Annotated in this window: 27 protein-coding genes; 17 read left to right on the forward strand and 10 right to left on the reverse strand. The window is 38.3% G+C overall.

All coding sequences use genetic code 11. The features are described from left to right. Window positions 1–25: 25 nt before the first annotated feature. The 11 genes from QUD79_RS16215 to QUD79_RS16265 all read left to right on the forward strand — a co-directional run bounded on the left by QUD79_RS16215 (window position 26) and on the right by QUD79_RS16265 (window position 6,630). Window positions 26–511: a hypothetical protein gene (locus QUD79_RS16215; RefSeq protein WP_184423673.1), complete on the forward strand. Its 486-nt coding sequence runs from the start codon at window positions 26–28 to the stop codon at window positions 509–511. Next, window positions 501–1,232, forward strand: coding sequence for an ATP-binding protein (locus tag QUD79_RS16220; RefSeq protein WP_184423672.1), 732 nt, complete (start codon window positions 501–503; stop codon window positions 1,230–1,232). Before QUD79_RS16215 ends, QUD79_RS16220 begins: the two co-directional genes overlap by 11 nt. A 234-nt stretch (window positions 1,233–1,466) precedes the next feature. Then, window positions 1,467–2,303 carry a major capsid protein P2 gene (locus tag QUD79_RS16225; protein WP_184423671.1) on the forward strand — a complete coding sequence of 279 codons (837 nt, stop codon included), beginning with the start codon at window positions 1,467–1,469 and terminating at the stop codon, window positions 2,301–2,303. Window positions 2,304–2,312: 9 nt separating this feature from the next. Further along, on the forward strand, window positions 2,313–2,639 hold the full coding sequence (locus QUD79_RS16230; RefSeq protein WP_184423670.1) for a hypothetical protein: 327 nt from the start codon (window positions 2,313–2,315) through the stop codon (window positions 2,637–2,639). Then, window positions 2,636–2,860, forward strand: coding sequence for a hypothetical protein (locus tag QUD79_RS16235; RefSeq protein ID WP_184423669.1), 225 nt, complete (start codon window positions 2,636–2,638; stop codon window positions 2,858–2,860). Before QUD79_RS16230 ends, QUD79_RS16235 begins: the two co-directional genes overlap by 4 nt. Continuing rightward, window positions 2,845–3,201 carry a hypothetical protein gene (locus tag QUD79_RS16240; protein WP_184423668.1) on the forward strand — a complete coding sequence of 119 codons (357 nt, stop codon included), beginning with the start codon at window positions 2,845–2,847 and terminating at the stop codon, window positions 3,199–3,201. The genes QUD79_RS16235 and QUD79_RS16240 overlap by 16 nt, the downstream gene beginning before the upstream one ends. 1 nt (window position 3,202) lies before the next feature. Further along, window positions 3,203–3,976 (forward strand): hypothetical protein, encoded by a 774-nt coding sequence (locus QUD79_RS16245; RefSeq protein ID WP_184423667.1) that lies wholly within the window; start codon window positions 3,203–3,205, stop codon window positions 3,974–3,976. A gap of 7 nt (window positions 3,977–3,983) precedes the next feature. Then, a complete protein-coding gene (locus QUD79_RS16250) occupies window positions 3,984–5,459 on the forward strand; it encodes a hypothetical protein (protein ID WP_184423666.1) in 1,476 nt (491 codons plus the stop codon). 47 nt (window positions 5,460–5,506) lie between these two features. Next, window positions 5,507–5,917, forward strand: a complete 411-nt coding sequence (locus tag QUD79_RS16255) for a virion protein (RefSeq protein ID WP_246454912.1) — start codon at window positions 5,507–5,509, stop codon at window positions 5,915–5,917. Continuing rightward, window positions 5,914–6,228 carry a hypothetical protein gene (locus QUD79_RS16260; RefSeq protein ID WP_184423664.1) on the forward strand — a complete coding sequence of 105 codons (315 nt, stop codon included), beginning with the start codon at window positions 5,914–5,916 and terminating at the stop codon, window positions 6,226–6,228. The genes QUD79_RS16255 and QUD79_RS16260 overlap by 4 nt, the downstream gene beginning before the upstream one ends. 45 nt (window positions 6,229–6,273) lie before the next feature. Further along, window positions 6,274–6,630, forward strand: a complete 357-nt coding sequence (locus tag QUD79_RS16265) for a DUF1353 domain-containing protein (protein WP_184423663.1) — start codon at window positions 6,274–6,276, stop codon at window positions 6,628–6,630. A 325-nt stretch (window positions 6,631–6,955) separates the two neighbouring features. Here the strand turns inward: QUD79_RS16265 and QUD79_RS16270 are convergent, their stop codons facing one another. Beyond that, complete coding sequence (locus tag QUD79_RS16270) at window positions 6,956–7,858, reverse strand: tyrosine-type recombinase/integrase (RefSeq protein WP_184423662.1); 903 nt, start codon at window positions 7,856–7,858, stop codon at window positions 6,956–6,958. Window positions 7,859–8,048: 190 nt separating this feature from the next. Here QUD79_RS16270 and rph point away from each other — a divergent pair, with 190 nt between their 5' ends. Together rph and pyrE are read left to right on the forward strand one after the other, a co-directional pair. Continuing rightward, window positions 8,049–8,762 carry a ribonuclease PH gene (gene rph, locus QUD79_RS16275; RefSeq protein ID WP_184423661.1) on the forward strand — a complete coding sequence of 238 codons (714 nt, stop codon included), beginning with the start codon at window positions 8,049–8,051 and terminating at the stop codon, window positions 8,760–8,762. A gap of 9 nt (window positions 8,763–8,771) precedes the next feature. Then, a complete protein-coding gene (pyrE, locus tag QUD79_RS16280) occupies window positions 8,772–9,413 on the forward strand; it encodes an orotate phosphoribosyltransferase (protein WP_184423660.1) in 642 nt (213 codons plus the stop codon). 46 nt (window positions 9,414–9,459) lie between these two features. Here the strand turns inward: pyrE and QUD79_RS16285 are convergent, their stop codons facing one another. From QUD79_RS16285 to bioH, 3 genes are all read right to left on the reverse strand, one after another. After that, the gene (locus QUD79_RS16285; protein WP_184423659.1) at window positions 9,460–10,437 is read right to left on the reverse strand and encodes a putative metalloprotease CJM1_0395 family protein; all 978 of its coding nucleotides are present in this window, start codon (window positions 10,435–10,437) and stop codon (window positions 9,460–9,462) included. 6 nt (window positions 10,438–10,443) lie between these two features. After that, window positions 10,444–10,752 (reverse strand): hypothetical protein, encoded by a 309-nt coding sequence (locus tag QUD79_RS16290; RefSeq protein ID WP_184423658.1) that lies wholly within the window; start codon window positions 10,750–10,752, stop codon window positions 10,444–10,446. Window positions 10,753–10,893: 141 nt separating this feature from the next. Beyond that, the gene (gene bioH / locus QUD79_RS16295) at window positions 10,894–11,673 is read right to left on the reverse strand and encodes a pimeloyl-ACP methyl ester esterase BioH (protein ID WP_184423657.1); all 780 of its coding nucleotides are present in this window, start codon (window positions 11,671–11,673) and stop codon (window positions 10,894–10,896) included. Window positions 11,674–11,725: 52 nt separating this feature from the next. Here bioH and QUD79_RS16300 point away from each other — a divergent pair, with 52 nt between their 5' ends. Then, window positions 11,726–12,532, forward strand: coding sequence for a ComF family protein (locus QUD79_RS16300; protein WP_184423656.1), 807 nt, complete (start codon window positions 11,726–11,728; stop codon window positions 12,530–12,532). Between the two features lie 117 nt (window positions 12,533–12,649). On the opposite strand, the gene QUD79_RS16305 is transcribed toward QUD79_RS16300, so the two are convergent. Continuing rightward, the gene (locus tag QUD79_RS16305; protein WP_184423655.1) at window positions 12,650–15,196 is read right to left on the reverse strand and encodes a M14 family zinc carboxypeptidase; all 2,547 of its coding nucleotides are present in this window, start codon (window positions 15,194–15,196) and stop codon (window positions 12,650–12,652) included. Between the two features lie 201 nt (window positions 15,197–15,397). Here QUD79_RS16305 and nfuA point away from each other — a divergent pair, with 201 nt between their 5' ends. Continuing rightward, window positions 15,398–15,976 (forward strand): Fe-S biogenesis protein NfuA, encoded by a 579-nt coding sequence (gene nfuA, locus QUD79_RS16310; RefSeq protein WP_184423654.1) that lies wholly within the window; start codon window positions 15,398–15,400, stop codon window positions 15,974–15,976. Window positions 15,977–16,075: 99 nt separating this feature from the next. Here nfuA and QUD79_RS16315 read toward each other — a convergent pair whose 3' ends face one another. From QUD79_RS16315 to QUD79_RS16325, 3 genes are all read right to left on the reverse strand, one after another. Continuing rightward, window positions 16,076–16,822 carry a complement resistance protein TraT gene (locus QUD79_RS16315; protein WP_184423653.1) on the reverse strand — a complete coding sequence of 249 codons (747 nt, stop codon included), beginning with the start codon at window positions 16,820–16,822 and terminating at the stop codon, window positions 16,076–16,078. A 43-nt stretch (window positions 16,823–16,865) separates the two neighbouring features. Next, entirely contained in the window at window positions 16,866–17,159 is a 294-nt protein-coding gene (locus tag QUD79_RS16320; RefSeq protein WP_184423733.1) for a hypothetical protein, read from the reverse strand. A gap of 160 nt (window positions 17,160–17,319) precedes the next feature. Next, window positions 17,320–18,669, reverse strand: coding sequence for an MATE family efflux transporter (locus QUD79_RS16325; RefSeq protein ID WP_343043947.1), 1,350 nt, complete (start codon window positions 18,667–18,669; stop codon window positions 17,320–17,322). Between the two features lie 185 nt (window positions 18,670–18,854). Here QUD79_RS16325 and QUD79_RS16330 point away from each other — a divergent pair, with 185 nt between their 5' ends. Both QUD79_RS16330 and QUD79_RS16335 read left to right on the forward strand, forming a co-directional pair. Continuing rightward, entirely contained in the window at window positions 18,855–19,913 is a 1,059-nt protein-coding gene (locus QUD79_RS16330) for a polysaccharide deacetylase family protein (RefSeq protein WP_184423652.1), read from the forward strand. A gap of 67 nt (window positions 19,914–19,980) precedes the next feature. After that, window positions 19,981–20,547 carry a hypothetical protein gene (locus QUD79_RS16335; protein WP_184423651.1) on the forward strand — a complete coding sequence of 189 codons (567 nt, stop codon included), beginning with the start codon at window positions 19,981–19,983 and terminating at the stop codon, window positions 20,545–20,547. Here the strand turns inward: QUD79_RS16335 and QUD79_RS16340 are convergent. Next, complete coding sequence (locus tag QUD79_RS16340) at window positions 20,531–21,160, reverse strand: SCO family protein (protein WP_184423650.1); 630 nt, start codon at window positions 21,158–21,160, stop codon at window positions 20,531–20,533. The genes QUD79_RS16335 and QUD79_RS16340 overlap by 17 nt on opposite strands. A gap of 30 nt (window positions 21,161–21,190) precedes the next feature. Then, entirely contained in the window at window positions 21,191–22,105 is a 915-nt protein-coding gene (gene cyoE, locus QUD79_RS16345; RefSeq protein ID WP_184423649.1) for a heme o synthase, read from the reverse strand. Between the last annotated feature and the right edge of the window lie 8 nt (window positions 22,106–22,113).

Below are 22,113 nucleotides of genomic sequence, written 5' to 3' on the forward strand. Positions count from 1 at the left end.
CGTTGCGAAACGCTAAGGAATAAAGATGGATACACCAGAAACCCAAGATGCAGAAAATGCATGGGGAAGTTTAGAAATACAAGCTAATGAACTCGAATCCGAGTTACTACCAGAAAGCAAAGCCCCTGCTACTGAAAAAGGTAATATTTCAGTTCCTGATATGGAAATAGCCGAACTTTTAGGCCCCGCAATAAAAGTTACTGCCGATATATTTGCCCCGAATTGGGAGCTACAAGAGGCTGAATGTGAACAACTAGGCATAGTTTACGGTGCATTACTTGATAAATACTTACCTGATAATTCATTAAGTAAATTCGGCGTTGAAATATCGGCAATTATGGTTACGGGTATCATATTAAAAACCCGCGTAGGTAAGCCGATGCGAATAGAAAAAACAAAAGATAAAAAGCCGAGTGATCATGAAAGCGAGTCTGCTGTAAAAAAACAAGTCGTTGATAATGCATCAAGCAATGGTGTACTAACACCAAAGGGGGTAAAAGATGACAGTTAACACGGCGCTTGATGCTAAACATTTATATGCTTGTGGAAATTCAGGAACAGGAAAAAGCGCAAACATTAAAGTTAAATTATCACATTGTGAACGGGCTATTATTTTTGACCCCGACGATGAGTATCACACAGAAAAAGGTGTTATTCGTGTTGAAAGCCCCAATCAACTAATTGCATTGTTAAAAGCTAATGCTAATAGTTCGTTAAAAGTGGCATTTGTTGCCGAAGGTTTAAAAGCGTTTGAATTTTGGGCCAATGCTGCATTTGCTTGGAAAAATTGTTTAGCTATTGCTGAAGAAATTGCAGACGTTACAACAGCGGCAAAAGCTCCGCCGTGTTGGGGTAAATTAATCCGTAGGGGCCGCAAGTACGGTATAACTATTTGCGCAGTTACTCAGCGCCCCGCCGAGGCAGATAAAACCATATTGTCAAATGCGGCATTTATTAGAACGGGCGCGTTAGGTCGATTAAATGACAGACAAGCGGTAGCAAAAGAAATTGATATTCATTACGACGAAATAGCACGTTTAAAGCCGTTGGATTGGATAGAGTTTAATAGGGCTGATTTGTCGGTTACTGGTGGACGATTGGGAACAACCGCAATATATGACTATAACCGAGAGTCTAAAGCGTTTGAACTAAGACAAAAAGAAACTAAAACACATCAAGAGAAACCGAAAGCCGTTAAAAAAACCCGAAAAAAAACCCCGTTAAAAAAATAATTTTTCGTTAACGGGAATTTACATAAACGCTATTGTTTACATTAAAAAAATAGTTAATCTTTAGTTTTCAAGTGCGGCACGTTGTGAAACGCCCGCAAATCAAATCGCAATGTCGGGAGACACGCCATGTTTACAAAAGCAATGCTGAAAAACGCACTAGCTTCAATTGTTGTTCTAGCAGCAATCAAAAAATTTGCACCTTTATCTGTCAAAAAATACTTATAAGGGGTTGGTATGAAAATTTTAGAACAGTTACCAACTATTGCAAATGTCGCAGCGGGTAATACAGTTTCAATTGTAATGCCAACGGGTAACACCTATGAGGCTGTATACCTCTATTTTTCAGGTGTAACCGCTACGCAATTGAAAAATATTCGCCATGAAATTAACGGAAATTTAATTTCCGAATATGTCAACGGGCAACGTATTTTATCAATAGATGCGCATTATGACCGCGCAGCTACTTCGGGCTGTATAACGTTTAACTTTAAACGTCCTGAGTTACATCAATTACGTGACAAACGTTTTTTTGGTTTAGATACTCATAAAAGCCAAGGTATTCAAACGTGTAATATCTCTATTGATATTGATGCAGGGGCAACAGCGCCAGTGTTAACCGCATGGGCTGATAAAGTTCAATCTATTGCGGGTGTTCCTAACTACTTAACAAAATTCCGTCGCTTTATTGTTCCCGTTTCGCAGTCGGGCCAATTTGATATTGATAATATCCCGCGTCCACGCGGCGCTAGTATTGCGGCTTTTCATTTATATATGCCAGATGCGAACGCTGATGGTTCTTGCGAAATTACAAAAGCTGAATTAGTTGTTGATAACACGAACTGGCACAATATACCCGCAGACAAAGCGGCTGATATTCAAAAAGCTAACGGGCGAGTTCCGCAAGTTGCCGATGCGACAGTAATCGACTTAATTCGTGATGGTGATATTACACACGCCTTGGCACTTCGTGCTGAAATTCAAGATATGCGCTTGCGCTGTACAGCTGCATCTACTGGACAAGTAGAAGTAATGGTTGAATATATTGATATTTATTCACCAGTAGGTTTTTAAGGGGGCGTTATGACTATGCCAGTTATGCCTAATTCACCCGTTGCTACTCAGAATTCTGGGTCGGGGTGGCTTGATACAATTAACACGGGGTTAAGTAATGCGCTTGATTTGTGGGGAAGAGTTGAGCAAATTAAAGCGCAAAAATCATCACAGGGCGGCGATTTAACACAAGCTAAATTAACTAGCGAGTTAACGAACGGGTCGGCAACCGTTCTTGATAGTGATATTAGCACTACTCAAGAAAAAACGGGTTTTACTGTTGAAAAGCCTGTTTTGTACGCAAGCTTGGCCTTGCTTGGTTTGGCGTTTGTCTTGCGTATGAAAGGCTTTAAATGATGGGGGCGCTTGCATCTTTAGGGTCGATTTTTGGCGGCGGCGGCAAGGGTGGTGGTTTGATTCCTAATTCTGGCGCTTCAAATGGTGACTTAGCTAGTGATGCTAGTTATCACGTGGGTAATATGACGTTTGGCGCTGTTGGTGCTAATAGTTCTAATAACCAAATGATGATAATTGCTGCCGTTGCTGTTGTTGGGCTTTTAGTGTGGATGAAAAAGTAATTCCACTCACTACCAAAAGAGCGTTAGAACTTTGTAAACGCTCTTTAGGTAGTGATAAAAGCGAAATTGAAACAATGCTAAATAAAAAGCTTGCCGAAGCTTTTAGTATTGCCGAATGCGCATTTATTACGCGCTTTGACCAACTTTCAACACATAAAGAATTAGTGGTTATGTGTGCCGAGGGGAAAGGTCTAAACAAATCATCTCGAATGCTTAAACGGCTCGCCAAATTACACGGTTGTAAGACCGCTCGAATGCATACCAAAAGACCCGCATTACAACGTTTAATGCGTGAATTCGGTTGGGTTCAATCTGAAATAATTTTTAAAATGGAGATCTAAGATGGGATCTAAGTCAGAGCAACGCTCATCAAGTGCTAATACATCATCATCAATCGGTATCGGTGGTGATAATAATGGTTATGTTGTCGATGGTAACAACAATTCATTCACCACTACTAACACAGACTATGGTGCAATAGAATCAGCGGGTTTACTTGCTGGTGCGTCTTTTGAAAGCGTTAACAATTCATCAAATAACATGGCGGCTATTGCTGATAGTTCAATTGGTGCAATGTCGGGCGTTGCAAATAATGCCTTTGCATTAACTGATAATTATTTTAACACTACAACAGATTTTGCAAGTGATGCAATTTCTCAGAATGCGGGTTTAGTGTCTGAAATGACAGACTTTGCAGCATTTTCTGTTTCAGAGAATGCAGGGTTAGTGTCTGAAATGACAAATATGTCAGGCTTAATGTTAGCTGAAAGTTTAGCAAGTGGAGAACGGGCAACAGCTAATGCAGCTGAACTTATTAACAATAGTGGCCAACGAAATATAAACGCGGCTTTGCAAATATCAGAGCAAGGTTTTATGCAAAATCAAATGGGCGCAGATTTAGCAAAAAGTTTATTTTCAACTTCTCAGCAAGCGTCACTTGTACAGCAACAAGATAATAACGATGCTTTAGCGAACGGTTACAAAGCATCAATGCAATTTGTTGAAGATTTTTCACGCTCAGACGGTGCAGACTTAGCAAAAACCAACTTGCAAACGGTTGGTGTTTTGGTTGGTGGCTTAGTTGTTGCCGCGTTTGTTTTAAAGAAAAAAGGATAATTTAGCCATGTTACACAATATTTTATTAAATGCGGGTGAGTATACAGAGCAAGGCAAGCAAGGGAAATATATAAACGTTGTACTTGCAGCGGGTGAAATTACCGCAAGAGTTCGCTTATCTGGTGGTGGTGTGATGCAAACTCAGCTTGTTAGTGGGATGGCCTTTCCAGTGCCGCAAGGTTTTGAAAGTGTCGCGTTCTTCAGTGAAGTAAGCCAACAAACTAAAATATGGTTAGGTAATTTACCTTTAACGTATTCACCAATGGATTCAAAAATTGTCGGTTCTTCTGCACTTGAAAGTAAGACTGGCTTATCTTTTTATAATGAAGTAACGCAACTATTACCATCATCAGCAGGCAGAGGTAAGGTTACATTAAGCGCGAAAAATGATTTTTTTGTTGGTGGTGCGGGGATGACAATCGCCAATGCTATAAAAATAAAAGCAAATGAATTATTTGAAATTTCAACGCAAGGCGCAATTAATAGCTTTGTTAATTTACCGACAGCGACAAAAAGAACAAAAGTTATAGTAAAAGAACCGATAGAAACAGCAATAAGCGGCATTGTAAGTAATGACTCCAGTCATATTTATGGAATGGCTTATTCTAATATTAATGATGTATTGATTTATAGTGATAGCACAAAAACGTATAGAGTAAACGCCAGTGATTTATCTTCAACTAATGTAAGTATAGGCGGGGGGCTAAGCCTTATAGGTAGGGAAGTATTTGTTGAAAATAATAAATATTATGTTGTACATGCTGATGGAGCAGATATAAAGCTAACATCAATTGATTTAATGGATTTAAGCATTGTAACTGTAACTCTTTTAAGTGGAGTGGGTACGGCAGGTAATGCGTGGTTGGATAATGGAAAAGTTATAGTTCAAGTGACCTATGGCACTCCAAGCTTGTATTTATGTGACCTAGACGGTATTTCAAGTACACTCATAGACCCAATCGGGCTGACTGGAACTCAAGAAAGAGCAATTATTTGCCCAAATGGCGATATATTAGTATTCGCAAATGATTACTGTGTTAGAAGTGCTGATGATGGTGTCACGTGGGAGAGTGAAAATCCCACTCCGTTCCCTTTAGCGCCCGCGAATAGGTTTTTTACTGACAAGGTAACGGGCGCGATTTTTTTAGCGGATTCAAAAAAACTTTGGAGAACAATCGATAACGGTGATACATGGCTATCAATAAAGGATTTCGCAGACACTATCTATGGTGTTTATAGTGTTTCAGATTGTTTATATGTTACGACAAGTAATGTTACTCACAATGTATTTGTTAGTTATGATTCTGGTGATAGTTTTAATTTATTATCAGATGCAGCGTTAACAGGTCGAGCGTTTGGGGTTTTACCCGCCGAAAACGATAAACTTTATGTTGCACAGGACAACGGATTAATATCAGCATTCTACGGTGATTCGTCAATAACTGGCGGTGAAAAAATATCTATACTTTCGGAAGTCAACTAATGAACAAGGGTTATTTATTCGCCCTTGCGCTTTTTGGTGTGTTTTATATGAAAAGAACTAACGATTTACCGCGCGGCATTCGCAACAATAATCCGCTAAATATTCGTAAAACTAGCGATAACTGGCAAGGGGCAACGGGTGATGATGGGGAATTTGTTATATTTGAAAGCCCTGTAAAAGGCATTAGGGCTGCAAGTCGTATATTGAGAAATTACAGCGATAATCACGGTTTAAATACTGTGTTCGGTATTATTATGAGGTGGGCACCACCAAGCGAAAACGATTCTACCGGTTACATAGATTCAGTTTCAGCTAAAATTGGCTTGGGTCGAAATGAAGTATTAAGGAGCTATGATTATCCAGATTTGATCAAAGCAATGATTTATCACGAAAACGGACAGCAGCCCTATAGCGAAAGCGTTATTAATTCAGGGTTTAAAGAGGGTTTTTATACATGAATTTAAGTAAATTTCTTGATACAAAATCAGGGGCCGTCATAACGGTTGCCGTTGTCGGTGTTGCTGTTTTGTATTTTGGCGAAAAGAAAGCGCGACAAGCAGCCGCAGCGGTAACGCCAACCAATCCAAATAATATATTTGCGGGGGGTGTTGATGCTATAGGCGCAAATTTAACAGATAACGCTAATTTTTCATTAGGGGGTTGGCTTTATGAAAAAATAAACGGAACATCTATTGAACAAATAGAACGACAACAAGCAATAGATAACAATCCGCTAGCCTCATTTTGGGCGGGGTTTCCAACAAGATGATAAATGTTATTACACGATTAATGGCCCCGTTGAACTGGTGGGATCATGTCTACGTTTCAAGGTGAAGCAATAACGCGTTGGCTACCAAATCGAGAAATGCAATTACTCGAAAACTTTGCATTTATTGACAGTAAAAAACTTAAATGGTTAGCCCCTATTGATTCAATAGTTGATGGTTCAAGTATTCCAAGAATTTTTTGGACTGTCATAGGCTCGCCATTTGTCGGTAAGCATCGACGCGCTAGTATAATCCATGATGTTTATTGCCAAACAAAAGAAAGGCCCTATAAGCTAGTTCATAAAATGTTTTATGAGGCGATGCGCTGTGATGGTGTTAGTTACTTGAAAGCTAAAGTAATGTATTTAGCGGTTAAATTAGGCGGTCCAAAGTGGAGAGAATAAGCTTTATAGAAAAAATCTTACTAATAACATTAATAATAATCGCGATTTTATGAGATGGAAAATTTATGGAAATATTATCTATTGCCGAGTCGATGGGAATCAATGCCCCGTTCGCAGCCTTTTTATTCTTCGCTTGGCGTTTTGATAAGCGACTAGCCAGAATAGAAAACAAAATATTTTAAAAAAGCGTCCTTAAGGGCGCTTTTTTATTAGTTATACACAATAAATTTATGGTACCTACTCATTTTTGTGTATAAATGTTTAACCAGGCATAACCTCTATACACAAAATTAGTGAGTTGACTCATAAAAAATGTGAATAACTATTAAAAGGGTAATAAATTAATAGCCTTAACTTTTGCCTTTTCACCTCGTCTATCATAAAGTTCAGTTGTTGCTAGTGATGAATGGCCCATTAAACGCTGTACGGCAAATCTATCGGCATTCTTATCTAATAACATAGTTGCAAACGTGCGCCTTAGGTCGTGGGCGCTAAAATGTTTTAATTTAAGCTCTTTAGTCATACGAATAAATAAAGAGTGAATACCACCGTTAAGTAAGCGAGTCTGTAAAATTCTGTCACCTCTTGATATGTGGGTAAATAGCGGCCCCTTTCGCCGTTCTGTTCGCATTATCCAACGATTAACCGAAGACTTAACAAAAGTATTCATGTAAACGGTTCTTGATTTGTTCCCCTTGCCCTTTACAGAAATTGAATTGTAGTGAATATCAGTAACATCAAGCCTTGATAACTCAGAACGCCGAAGACCCGCACCACAAGCCAATGCAAAAATAGCACAATCTCTTGTGCGTGAATTGGTGTGACAATTAGCATAATGATACTTAATGCGTTTAATTTCGTTTAAATTTAACGCCCTTCCCGCAATATTTCGCTCCCCGTTGAACTTATTAATAACACTTATTTGCTCGTAGCAGCTTAAGTCTATAACTCGATATAGGTAACATTCTTTTGCAACACCTTTTAATACTTGTAAATAAAGATTTGCTGTATTAAAAGCTATAGTTTCAGATTTAAAATGTATGAATTTTAAGATGGAAATTCTATTTAATTTTGACCAATCAATACTTGGTAAATCTTTCGTTTTGAATGTAAATTGAGCAAATGATTTTAAAATGATAGTGTAGAGTTTCACTGTTTCTATTGAACGAATATTAAGCAAATAGCTTTCGATGGGGTTGCAAGGCTCATTTTTTAAAAATAATTTCATTTTTTTTCCATTTTTTTTGTTTATGTAAAAATAGCTGTTTCATAGCGAATAACAGACCAACACAGCAAAAAACAAACTTTTCATTTTTGCGGCAAGTTCTATATTTCAAAATAGTTCTCCCGTCATTATGTCAAAATGTTGCGCAAGCGATTATAATGCGCAGCAATTCAATAAATTTAAGGGTCACACTATGCGTCCAAGCGGCAGAACATTAGGTCAAATTCGTCCAGTAACCATCACTCGCCAGTTTACTGCTCATGCAGAAGGCTCAGTTTTAATAGAATTTGGAGATACTAAGGTTATTTGTACCGCTTCTGTTGAAGAAGGTGTACCACGTTTTTTAAAGGGGCAAGGTAAAGGTTGGGTAACAGCTGAATACGGAATGCTACCAAGATCAACTCATACGCGTATGCGCAGAGAAGCAGCTAACGGTAAGCAAAGTGGCCGTACGCTTGAAATTTCGCGTTTAATCGCCCGTTCTTTACGTGCAGCTATCGACTTAGTTGCCTTAGGTGAAAATACAATTACTGTTGATTGTGACGTTATTCAAGCCGACGGTGGTACACGTACAGCCTCTATTACCGGTGCTTGTGTAGCATTAGTAGACGCGCTTAATTATATGCGTGCAAAAGACATTATTAAAACCAACCCATTAAAGCACATGATTGCTGCTGTATCGGTTGGTATTTATCAAGGTGAGGCTATTGCTGATTTAGATTACCCAGAAGATTCAGCGGCTGAAACCGACATGAATGTAGTAATGACCGAAACAGGCAAACTTATTGAAGTTCAAGGTACTGCTGAAGAAGAGCCATTTACCTTTGATGAAATGCAAGCAATGATGACCTTAGCTAAAAACGGTATCAACGAGTTATTTGATGCACAAAAAGCAGCACTAAGTTAGGAACAAGTTATGAAAGCTTATCAAAAAGAATTTATTGAATTTGCGTTAGCTAAACAAGTCCTTAAGTTTGGGGAGTTTACGTTAAAGTCTGGCAGAACAAGTCCTTATTTTTTTAATGCGGGTTTATTTAATACCGGTGGCGACTTAGCTCGCTTAGGGCGTTTTTATGCTGCCGCATTAGCAGACTCTGGCATTGAATTTGACTTACTTTTTGGCCCAGCTTACAAAGGTATTCCTATTGCTACAACTACTGCAGTTGCACTGGCTGATCATCATAATATGGACATTCCTTATTGTTTTAACCGTAAAGAAGCAAAAACACATGGTGAGGGTGGCAGCTTAGTTGGCTCTGCGCTTGCAGGAAAGGTAATGTTGGTTGATGACGTGATCACTGCAGGCACAGCCATTAGAGAGTCAATGGAGATCATTAAAGCTAACAATGCCGAACTTAGCGGTGTATTAATTGCGTTAGATCGCCAAGAAAAAGGTAAGGGTGAACTCTCTGCTATACAAGAAGTTGAGCGTGACTTTGGTACTAAGGTAATTTCAATTGTGACCTTAGCTGACTTAATTAGCTATTTAGAAACACAACCAGATATGACTGAAAGCCTAGCCAGTATTAAACAATACCGAGTGGACTACGGTATTTAATACTTAATAACATCTAATGATATATAAGATACAAAAGCACCTTGTTTTAAGCGGTTAATTCAAAGCGAGAAACAGGTGTTTTTTCGTAAGCATGATTAATGTTTGCGTAGAAATTTTCAATACGGCCTGCACGTTCGTCAACGTTTTGATCACGCGAGGGTAATACTTGCTCTTGCGCTGATAGAGTTTGATTAATAAAACTGTCAAAATTTTTCGATTCTTGATTTGATTGATCTTCAACACTGCCAGTTAATTTGGCGCTGTTGCTGATCACTCGATTGATGCCTTTTTCTCTAGTTGGATCTTCTAATTCTAACGCTAATAATTCAGATTGAGCTTTTGCAATTAATTGAGCAGCAGAGTTAGCAACCCTTGTGTCTTGAACAGACGGATTTGCTGGTGCAAGGGCCGCAGCATAGACTTTTTGCATTTTTGCTATGGTAGCTCTTGGGTTTCCGTCAACTGGAGACAAGTCAACAGAGACTTCTCCGTCAACCGCATAGCGTTTACCGTCTGGCCCTACTTGAAAAGAATACGATGGTGCACCTGTGGCAGCACCACCCGCAGCCGAATGCGCTTGCTCGTGCGTGCGAACTTCTAGGTCTCTGCGTTTTAATTCAGCTATTTGTTGTTGCTGCGCAAAATCGAGCTCTTTGCCTAGAGGTTCATCATTAGCACTTTTCGTTTCTTCACTATTATTATTTTTTGCTTGAGCATTGTTTTGTTGCGACGTTTCTTGCTCAGCACTTTGTTGGTCTTGTTGAGGCGATTGCTGGTCTGAAATTGTTTTATTATCTTGCTCAGACTGCTTTTGCAACTGCGCAAAATTGACCGCTTCATTTTGCTGCCCTGGTGTACGTGCTCGGTCTTTATCTGACGCTATACCTTTTTCACCCGCCGAATGACTGGCAGCAGCAGGTTGAGCAATAACTTCTCGTTGGTTATTTTCACGACGCAGCGAATCAGTCTGTGGGTTAACCACAGTAGCTAATGGCAGTGTTACATTGTGCGGCGTAATATTCATAATACGTTAAGCGGTTACGTCTAATAAAGTGCCTAAAGCTTCATCAGCAGTTTTTACAACATTTGCAGATGCTTTAGCTTGGTACTCTGCTACTTTAAGGTCAACAATATTTTGGTTGAGATCTGGTAGCTCATTCGCTTTGGTGCTTTGAGGCGCATTGTTTACGGCTACTTCGTTACCAGCCTGTTCATTAACATTAGCGGTTTGATCGTTAAAATTAACAGCTTGCGCGATATTTGACGCTGCTTGAGTGGCTTGTTCCTGAGCATTTTGAAAGCCTTGAATGCCTGAGTTAAAAGCAGATTGAATTTCCATGTGACTCTCCTCAATATCTAGGTAAACGTTAATTAGGCGTTTACGTTACTACGGATATTTTATCAGTAATTACCTGTTTAATTATTAACCAAACCAAACAAAAAGTAAAGCTATGCTTAGTAATGTTAGCGATTACTCATGCTAATAATGCTTGGTTATCCATTTATTTAGGCTCGCATGAAAAGCTTCTGGCTCAGAAATAAAAGGTGCATGTGATGCTTTATCAAATAAAACCTCTTCACTATCAGGGGCTAACTCGGCAATAAGCGGTAGTACCTTTTTCGGCACTAAGCTGTCTAACTTTCCATAAAGTCGTAAAAAAGGTACTGAAATTAGTTTCAAACTATCACGTAAATCTACTTGCTCTAACAATAAAAGAGACTGATCTAACGTTTGTTTAGTTGGCATTTCGTACTGCATTACTAGCTGCCGAATATGCTTAATATCGTCTCGAACGCTTATGCTTCCCATGGCTTGAATTTTTAAAAAGTTATTAATCGTTTTTTGCGTATCTTTGGCTAATTGTTGATGAAATAATGCCAAAACTTCAGGCGCTATTCCGGGCCAAGAATCTTTGTTAACAAAGTAAGGCGAGCTAGCAACAGTGACTAAACCCAATACTTGCTCAGGAAATGATAATGCAATATCTGTTGCTACTAGCCCACCTAGCGACCAGCCTAAATATATTGCCGGTTGATTAACAGAGTTAACAATTAGCGCAGATACACTTGCTAGTGAGTAAGGCTCTATTGCATGCTCAAGGTTATCTCCAAAACCAGGTAAACATACGGTAATAACGTGCATATCGGCTTTTAACATTTCAACCAATGGTTGCCAAACAGCAGAATTTAAGCCCCATCCGTGAATAAGTACAATAGGAACACCTTGTCCCTCACTGGTAATATTTAATAACTCTGCCATGCTTATATTTACAAGTTGAAAAAACGACAAGTCTACCCAAAGGTACTAAAAAATGGAATTTTTAGTCTTACTTTTTAAACAACGATTGCTTATTCAGCGCTATCAGCAACTGGTACGGTGTTATTGGCTAAAAGTAAAAACGCTATGCTTGTTGCTCGCCCATGAATTAAAAACAAGTTTAGCCCGCTGCGATCTCTGTAATAATTTAAGTGATGGTGAATTTATTTGTCGTACCTGCCAACACGATATTGGTCGCTTTAATTTACCAAAGGGCACGAATAACCTACTGCTATGGCCTGCTGTTGATAAGATTTTTCAAAAACGAAAGTTTGATCAGCTTATTTGCTATGCCCCTTATATATGGCCATACGATGTATGGCTTAAACAGCTTAAATACCAAGCTAAATTTGAGTTAGCACCTCTGCTGGCAAAACTGTTAACTAGGTGTTGGCAAGATCATCTTAGTCGCTCTTCGCAGTATTATATAAATAACAGTTTGTGTATTACTTCAGTGCCTATACATTTAACAAAGTGGCAAACGCGCGGGTTTAATCAAGCTCATTTAATTGCAAAGCATTTTGCTCAAGCCAATAACCTTCACTATAACGCTAATTTACTGTCTCGTATTAAACATGGCGACAGCCAAGTTGGCCAATCAGGCATTGAGCGGCGAAAAAATCTTGCTAATGCCTTTACAGCAAATACTCAGCTGCTTAAAAAATTTAGTCATGTGGTGGTGATTGACGACGTAATAACTACTGGCACTACAGCCAATGAAATAAGCCGTGTACTTAAAAAGGGTGGCGTTGAGCAGGTTACAATAATGACGGTTGCGTTGTCTTTACCACTAAAAAAATAGCGCTAATTTTAGCTTTAAGTTTAGGTTTGGATTTAGATTTGGATTTAGATTGAGGTTTAGATTTAAAATAATAACGTGGTGTGCAGCAAGTGCGCAACACACCACAAATTATTTCAGTTACTTCGCTGAAGCGTTAAATGCTTTAGCAAAAAATAAACTATTAGCAATTATTTTAGCGCTACCAAACCAGTAGCCTCTAAACATCATAATATCAGATGTTGCTATTACTCGACCTTTGCCTACGCTATGCGCTATTACCGCTGAGCTATTCGCAATTTTGTTTACTAAATTGCTGTCGGCATAACCGCTTAACAATGGTGTTTCGTGATATTGCGCTACAGTAATAAATGGGCTTTTTGCCGCTTCCATAATTAATGTGCTATTACGAAATAAAGGTAATTGCTTATCGCTATAGCCGTAAGCTAAAGGGTGGCTACGATCTAAATTACTTGCAAAAATAGCCCCGGCAATGCGTTTTTTAGCTGAAAGCATCTCTTTATCTTGGTAGCTTAACTCTTCAGTGGTAAATAGCTCATTTATTTGATCTTTAGTGACAAAAGAGGCTTTTAAAATACCTTTATCGGCAAGAAATTTACTGGCACGTTTTTGGGCGAAAACTACACCGCCTTGTTTAATCCAAGTTTCTAATTTTTTGCTTACGCTAGTTTCAAAACCTTTGTAATTACCATCAATCATTAAAACATGCGTGTAATCACTTAAATCTAAACCGCCAAGGCGCGCTTGTTCAACCACAGTAACGGGAATGTTTAACATGTTATCAAGGTAGTAAAGTATATCGGCGGCTTCGTATTGTGAGGTTGGCTTACCACCAATTAATAGTACCTTAACCGGTTTTACAACACTGAACGAGTTGCTCCCTAAATCAATACCTTTTACTGTTAAACCTGTTGTTAATGAATACAAGGGAATATCGTACTGAGTAACCACTTCATTAAGCTTACTCAACCAGTCGTTGCTTTGCTGAATACCAGCCGGAATAACAATACTACCAGTTAAGAACTGCTTTTCTTGCCCTGCAACTTCAGCACTGAAAATTTTGGTAGCCACTTTTGCTTTTATGCCTTTAGCAAGTAAAGCATTTAACATTTTTGGTGAATAAAAATCATGCCATTCAAATACATAAGCGTAGCTTGCCGCTAATGGTTGTGTGGTTTGCTTTTGAGTTGGCTGCCAGGTATTTTCGCCCAAAGATAAACCACGCGTTCGGCCTATCTTATGAAAATCGATATTCATTGCCAGCGGCATAGTCCAACCGGATACATCGTAAAATGTATTGTCTTTAAAGTTTTTACCTTGGTCAAACAAGGCTTGTATTACATGGTATTGGTTTTGTGCTAGTGGGATGTAATAGCTGTTTTGCTTAGCATAAACTTTGCCATCTACACGATAGTCTTCTTTCAGTGGAAATACATCAATTTGATGCATGGCTAACTTAGCTAAAAATGCCGTTAAACGGGCATTATCATTAGGTTCGCTGATTAAATAGCCACTAAAATCTGCTTTTTTAACTAACTTAGGAATACTGTTATAAAAATCTTGGCGATATGCTTTAAATTGCTGCTGGTTTTTCCATGCGCCTTTAATCGTAGAAAGTGACGTAAGCACATGGTTTTTAACGCCATATTCAAAAGTTAACAAACCATTAATAGTGTCTTGTTGAAACCCTCGGCTACTTGCTTGCTCAAATAAAATACCAATGCCACCATGAATGTCAGGATAAGTAGAGCCTTTACCGTAATAAAAGTCATCAAAGCTTTCTTGGCTATAGTACAAACGGTTTTCTTGGTCTAATGCGCTAGCATGAAATGTTGCCACTATCTGGGTTAATTCAGTATTTCTACTTGGTGTTAACGGATGTGTACGTGTTGGTATACCCGGCTGAAAAAAGTAGCTGCTATTAGCGCTCATTTCATGAAAGTCGCCAAGTACATGAGGCTGATATTGATGGAAATAAGCTAAACGGTTACGGCTTTCTTTTTGTGAAAGTAATAACCAATCACGATTTAAGTCAAAACCAAAATGGTTAGTACGACCCGTGCGCCAGCTTTGGTGATGTTCAATATGATTTGGATCAGAATTTGGTGTAATACCACGGTGAGTGTTAACCCAACTAACAAAGCGGTCCATGCCATCAGGGTTGATACTTGGCTCGATAACAATAATGGTGTCTTCTAGCATTTGTTCAACACTAGTGTTCGTGCTAGCGGCTAAATGATATGCAACTACCATAGCAGCATTAGCACCACTAATTTCATCACCATGAACGCTATAGCCTAACCATACAACCAGTGGATCTTTATCATTTTGCTCTCCTGGTTTACGGTTGAGTATTTCAGGAAGTCTTTGTAAATTTTTAGGATCTGATATGGTTAAAAGAATTTGTTTTCTATACTCGGTGGTTAAACCAATATCTGTTAGCTTTATTCGTTCAGACTGATTAGCTAAAACAGATAAATAACTCACTAATTGGTCATGACGGGCATGACGCTCGCCAATACCGAACCCTAATATTTGCTCTGGTTTAGAAATGTTGCTCGTATAATTTTGCTCGGTCGGTAAGTAACTTTCAACTTTAGCGGCATTCGCTTGGCTAGATAAAAGCACTAATGTTGCAATTAAAAATGTATAAAAACGTGATGTCATAATCATATTCCTCAATAACTTGCGCTCAAAGTATCAAAGTATCCAACTTGCTTCCAGTCTAAAGACTCTTTTCTATATCGTTTTTATCTATTATTGATAATTTAATCACTTGAGTCTGAGGGTCACGCAGAGTAAAATGGCATTACTTGACTAATTTAGTCAGGTATATCTTTTATTTTCAGAGAGAGCGAAACAAGCATTATGATTACTATTTCAGAAACAGCTCAAGCACATTTTGTAAAGTTACTGTCGCAACAAGCTGAAGGCACCAGTATCCGTGTTTTTGTTGTTAACCCTGGAACAGCTTCAGCTGAATGTGGTGTGTCGTACTGCCCTGCTGATGCCGTTGAAGAAGATGACATTAAAATACCTTTTGAGCATTTTTCTGCCTATATTGATGCAGATAGTAAGCCTTTTCTTGAAGAAGCAGAAATTGACTTTACCACCGACCAAATGGGCTCTCAACTTACGTTAAAAGCACCAAATGCTAAGTTAAAGAAAGTGTCTGACGATGCCCCTTTATTTGATCGTGTTGACTACTTCTTAAAAACCGAAGTTAACCCACAACTTGCTAGCCATGGCGGTGAGTGTACATTAATGGAAATTACAGAAGACGGTTATGCCGTTTTACAGTTTGGCGGTGGTTGTAACGGTTGTAGCCAGATTGATGTAACTGTAAAAGATGGTATTGAAACACAGCTATTAAGTACAATGGCTGGTGAAATTAAAGGTGTACGCGACATGACTGAACATGAACGCGGTGAACATTCATATTACTAACTTTACGTTTATTAAAGAAAAAGTCACTTAAATTATTAAATAAAAAACCACTAACGTTAAAAGCGTTAGTGGTTTTTTTATTTGGTAGGCTATTTCCCTTTAAAAGAATGAAGCCATTGCATAAGCTGTTTTTTCAAACATTAAAGGTTGAGCTTCTGCTAATTCTAAATTTGCTTTATTTGCAGTAGTTACAACACGCGTACGATATTCTTTTTGTGTTGTAGCTTCAGAGTAAGTTTGCGTTGTTGCACCGTCATCTGAGATTTTAGTGTTTATTTTAGAATCTCTACGAACAATAACACCTTTGCCTGCACGCTCTTTAATTTGAATATCCGCAACTAAAAGATACATAACATCTTGCACAAAAGCATTTGCCGCTGTTGATAAAGCGCCAACAAGTAAACCTGTTCCCACTGCATTTCTATATGAACCTCCAGTAGCATAGCTTAGCGCGGCACCAGCACCAACGCCTTGGAACCCTGCACTTAATGCGCCTGCTGCATCTTCTGGCGTAGTTTTCTCAAGGTTTCTTACAAAAACACTCATGGTATATTGAGCTTTCTTTGGATCATCAGTCAAAGTATAACCATTACCGCTATTAACTAGCTGTTGTGATAATGTTCTTCTGAATGAGTTTCTATCAAACTCCATTACACCACTTCTAACTTCAAGATAGATTTTACGCTGCTCTTGTGGAACAGGATCAACAAACACTGAAGTACTAATTTTAGTTTGTACATCTAAGTCTCGCTTAGAAATCGAGGTGTGTACTGCAGAACAACCACTGAGTGCAACAAACACTATACCAACCAACGCTAAGTTAATTAGGGATTTTACCTTCATCATTTTAATTCCTTGTTTTTAGTATTTTTAAAATATTTTTGATAGCTTAATAGTAATAACGCCCATAATAGCGATAGTAATATTTACAATTTCTGTACTGGGTCCAATTATACCTAAGTAGATCTCTACAAGTATAACCCGGACGCCAATAGGTACCTTGATACTCTGGCGGCTTTACCTTTTTTTCAAGCATGCTTTTTATGTAAGCATCTACTTCTTCAGGTTTTTCAGCAAGAAATGGTTTTGATAAAACCTCAGCATTCATTTGTGCTTGGGCTTTGGCAAGAAGGTCTTCTTCAGACTCTTCTTGGGCAGCTAATATGGATTGATTTCCAATCATTAACTGGAGCAAAAAAAGCCCTAATAAAGACTTTTTTTGAATTGATGTGATTTTCGTTTTCATAATGAATTCCTTTTAACAAATAGAGTGCTATATAAGCCGCCCTAAAATAGGATAATGTGTTAAATCATTCTGCACAATATCCCGATAAAAATATAGCTCAAAAAGAGGCATTTTGATAGCTTTGCTTATTAAAATTATAAAAATGCCATCCTAGGGTGACACTTCGAATAACAATAAAAATAAAAAACGCCGCCCAAAGTCCGTGATTTCCATAACTTTGCAATAAAAACCATGCCGGATAAAAGCCAAAAAATGCAGAAATTAACATACTATTACGCATGGCTTTAGCACGCATTAAGCCAATGTAGATCCCATCAAGCAAATAACTCCAACAAGCAACTAGCGGTAAGGCAACAATCCATATTAAATAATTACTCGCAAGCTCAACAACACTGTCAACGCTTGATATTATACTGATTAAGTCGTGCCCATAGGCAAAAAATACAATACTGTAGCCTATTGCAAAAATTAATGTCCAAAACGTTGACACCGCTACCGCCTTCTTCAGTTTTTGCTGTTGGTTGGCACCACTGGCATTACCAACAATCACTTCTGCGGCGTTGGCTATGCCGTCTAAACCAAATGAGATTAGTAATAAAAAATTCATTAATATAGCATTAGCAGCTACCACATTATCGCCGAGCCTAGCCCCTTGAAAGGTAATAAACATAAAGCACGACTGCAATGCCAGTGTTCTGATCATTATGTCGCGATTAAGTTTAAAGTACCCTGTTAATGCTTGTCGGTTGAGCACTTCAACCCAAGAGACAACTCGCCATTTTTCATGTTTAAGTCGAGTTTTAATCCCCTTAAAGAAAATAATGGCAAAGCCAATAGCTAAGCCAAAATATTCAGCAATAAGTGTGGCTAAGGCAACGCCTTTTACTTGCCATTCAAACCCCCACACAAACAATAAGTCTAAGCCCAAATTGGTAAGGTTTGTGATAATTAATAACCACATAACCGCTTTTGCGCGATGATTACCCAATAACCATCCTAAAATGACTAAGTTGGCAATAGCGGCGGGCAAGCCGTAAATACGAATTTCGCTGTATTCACGGGCATAAAACTGTACTTCTTCTGAACCGCCAGCAAAATAAAGTGCCGCTGAAATATACGGGCTTTGACAAACAATAAGTACTACCCCTATTAAAAAAGCAACGGCAACGCCTCGCAGTAAAACTAGTTGACCTTCTTTGGCTGAGTTTTGACCATAAGCACGAGCAGCTAAGCCTGTGGTAGACATTCGTAAAAAACCAGACAACCAAACAATAAAGGTAATAACCATTGCACCAACAGTACTGCCACCAAGAAAGTATGCATGGTCTAAGTGCCCAATAACCGCGGTATCTACCAAGCCTAACAAAGGTACGGTAATATTTGATAAGATCATTGGCAACGCGAGTGCAAATAGTTTTTTATGGGGTAAATTTAGAAAATTTTTCAACTAATGTGCCTTTAACTGCAATGATGAATGGGTGAAATTGTAGGGCATTCAGGTTACTCTACTTGCTATGTAAATTAAACTCGGCTTACGTAATAGCCAAAGCACACAAATTTCAGGTTATAAATGTAAAAATGTATGTTAACAGGCTATTATTACTCTCTATTACATTGCCAAGGATCAGAAAAATGTTCTCTACACTTAAAGTTGCCCTAATTCTTGTTATGCTAATGTTTAGCCAAATAACACAGAGTGCGGTGATCCTACAATATCACCATGTTAGTGACGAAACCCCAGCAAGTACCAGTATTTCACCCATACAATTTGAAGCCCATTTACAATACTTAGCTGATAATAACTTTACGGTAATTTCGTTATCTGAGCTAATGAACACCATACGCAAGCAACAGCCTATTAACGATAAAACCGTGGTAATCACTTTTGATGATGCTTACTTAGATATTCTAACCCAAGGCAAACCAATCCTCGATAAGTTTAATTATCCCTTTACTATTTTTATTAACCCTAACATTGTTGATCGTAAACCACAGGGCTATTTAAGTTGGGAGCAATTAAAAGCAATGGGCGATAGCGGTGTAATTATTGCTAACCACGGCCTAGAGCATGACTCACTTGCGCGTATTGTACATAACACCACAGATAAAAATTGGCGCGAAACATTAACAAACGATTTATTAGCCGCTGAACAAATTATCGAAGAAAAAACCGGTCAAAGTTGGCGCTACTTTGCTTATCCTTATGGCGAGTTTACTCCTGAAATTCAACAATGGCTTAAAGACATTGACTTTATTGCATTTAGTCAACAAAGTGGTGCTGTTAGTTTAGCTACCGATTTAACTAATGTGCCTCGATTTCCTGCTTCAAAACCTTACGACAAAATTTCAAGTTTACGCGATAAACTATATTCACTGCCATTTATTATGTCGTTTGACAGTGAAAATGCACAAACTATTTTTACCCAAGATGAGCTAAAGTCGGTTACCTTTAATATTGAAGTTGAAGACTTTCATAAATCGCAGCTTAATTGCTATGTTTCAGGTTTAGGAAAGCAAAAAATTGAATGGAAAACTGATAAAAGCTTTACCATTAATTTTAACAAGCCAATGCACACTGGAAGAATTCGCTGTAATTGTACCGCACCTAGTATTAGCCAACCTGGTCGCTACTATTGGTATTCAAAACCATGGTTTGTGTTGACCAATGAGCACAAATGGTACCCGTTATAATGTTGGCTATTTTCTATACGACTGCTATAAATGTTAACGACTCGTTAAAATTAGAAAAGGGATATTTATGAAAAGTTTTAAAATACCAAGTTTATTAATTACACTGTTAGCAACAACTTTTGGCTGTTCATCACTTACCGCAGAAGTTAAGCCTGAAGTAAAAATAAACGATACTAATCAAGTGGCTGTAGTTAACGCTGAACCACGATTTAACTTATGCCTTAACAACAATAAATGCTCTAGATTAGGTGCAAAGTGGGATAAAGAAAATCCTGACGTTGTAACACTAGTAGTTGAATACAGTTCAGGCGTATCTATTGAAGAAGCTAACTTAGTTGTAGATGGTAAAGCATTACCATTAATTAGCGGGCAAGTTGAAACAAGCTATCGTCCTCTTTTGCCTTACTCTGAGCATACGCCAAAAAACACATTAACTTCAATAAACTCTTACGATGTTTCAATGGAGATGTTTAAAAAAGTTTTATCAGCTAAAGAATTGTCAATCAGTTTAGAGCTATCTGATGCTGATAAGCGCCATCGTAAATACTATGTTGATCGCATCTCTACAGACAACAAAAAAGGCGGTGGTTACAAAGCGCTTGAAAGTTTGATGACGGCTATTGAGAAAGCTTAACTATTTTTTCAAAGTCGCTCACTAATTCACTTCCATCAATACTAGGCACTTGACCTAGCTCATGCTGCGGTTTAAAAATCGCAGCTATTTCACCTTCTGGATTAACGAGTACAATTGAAGCACTGTGATCAACTAAGTAATTTTCTTGTGTTGTGTCATCGGCAATTGCATACATTAGCCCTAAATTACGTGCAAATGGAAAAAGCGCACCATGATCAGCCCTTAATGCTTTAAATTCTGGATTAAAATAAGCAATATACTGTGCTAATTTTTCTTGAGTATCTCGCATTGGATCAACCGACACTAATAACACTTGGCTGTTATTACTTATTGCTTTGAGGTCGTCGTATATAAAGTTTAGTTCTTGCAAAGTAGTAGGGCAAACATCTGGACAAGAGGTATAACCAAAGAATACCCAAGACCACTTGCCTTTAAGTTCGTTATTAGTAAACGCCATTCCCTTATGGTCAATTAATGAGAATGGCTTTATAGCTCTTGGCTGCTGATAATAAAGTGAAAACTCTGGTTGCGCTAATTGCGATGTCGACTTAAACACAAATACACCACAAGCCAATGCCACCACTGCAACAATTACAATTAATAGTTTATTCATGACAATATCAGCGCCTACCTATATAACGGGTTAAGAAACGGGAAGTAAATAATGATCTAATAATAACACGACAAACAATGCCATTAAGTGAATTATTGAAAACTTAAACGTATCCATTGCTGTATTCTCTCCTGCATTAAACTTTAATTTCCAAGCGTAAGCAAAAAAGCCTAAATTTAGCGTTACAGCGCCAATTAAATAAAGCCAATTACTCATACCAACTAAATAAGGCAACAAACCCACAATAAACAATAATACGGTATAAAGTAAAATTTGGGTTTTGGTAAAGTTAACCCCATGAGTAACAGGTAACATAGGAATGTTTACTTTGGCATAATCATCTTTGCGATGAATTGCTAATGCCCAAAAGTGTGGCGGTGTCCAAGTAAAAATAATTAGTACTAACAATAACGCATTAGGGTGGATCTCATTGGTCATGGCTGTCCAACCCAGTAAAGGCGGAATTGCACCGGCTAATCCACCAATAGTAATATTCTGTGGCGTTGCTCGTTTTAAGTACATGGTATAAATAAAACTGTAGCCCACCAACCCCGACAATGTTAACCAAGCAGTTAAAGGATTGACTAAAGCATATAAAATAATAAACCCTGCAATGGCAAGAAAAACAGCAAAGGTCACGGCATTTTTAGTAGACAAACGTCCATTAGGTAATGGCCTGTTATGGGTTCTGCCCATAATGCTATCGATACGTTCATCACAAATATGGTTTATCGCCGCTGCTGCAGACGATAACATACCAATACCTAACATCGCTGGTATTAATATCTGCCAAGGAATTGCCCCAGGTACAGATAAGCACATTCCTACTAGTGCAGTTAACACTAATAGTGCCACTACCCGAGGTTTAGTTATTTCGTAATAGTCACGCCAGCTTGTTTTTAAAGAAATACCTGAAGTAAGCGTTTGCGCTGTTACATTACCCATAATGCCTC

The organism is Thalassotalea piscium, from assembly GCF_030295935.1.
In the GTDB taxonomy this organism is placed as follows: domain Bacteria; phylum Pseudomonadota; class Gammaproteobacteria; order Enterobacterales; family Alteromonadaceae; genus Thalassotalea_B; species Thalassotalea_B piscium.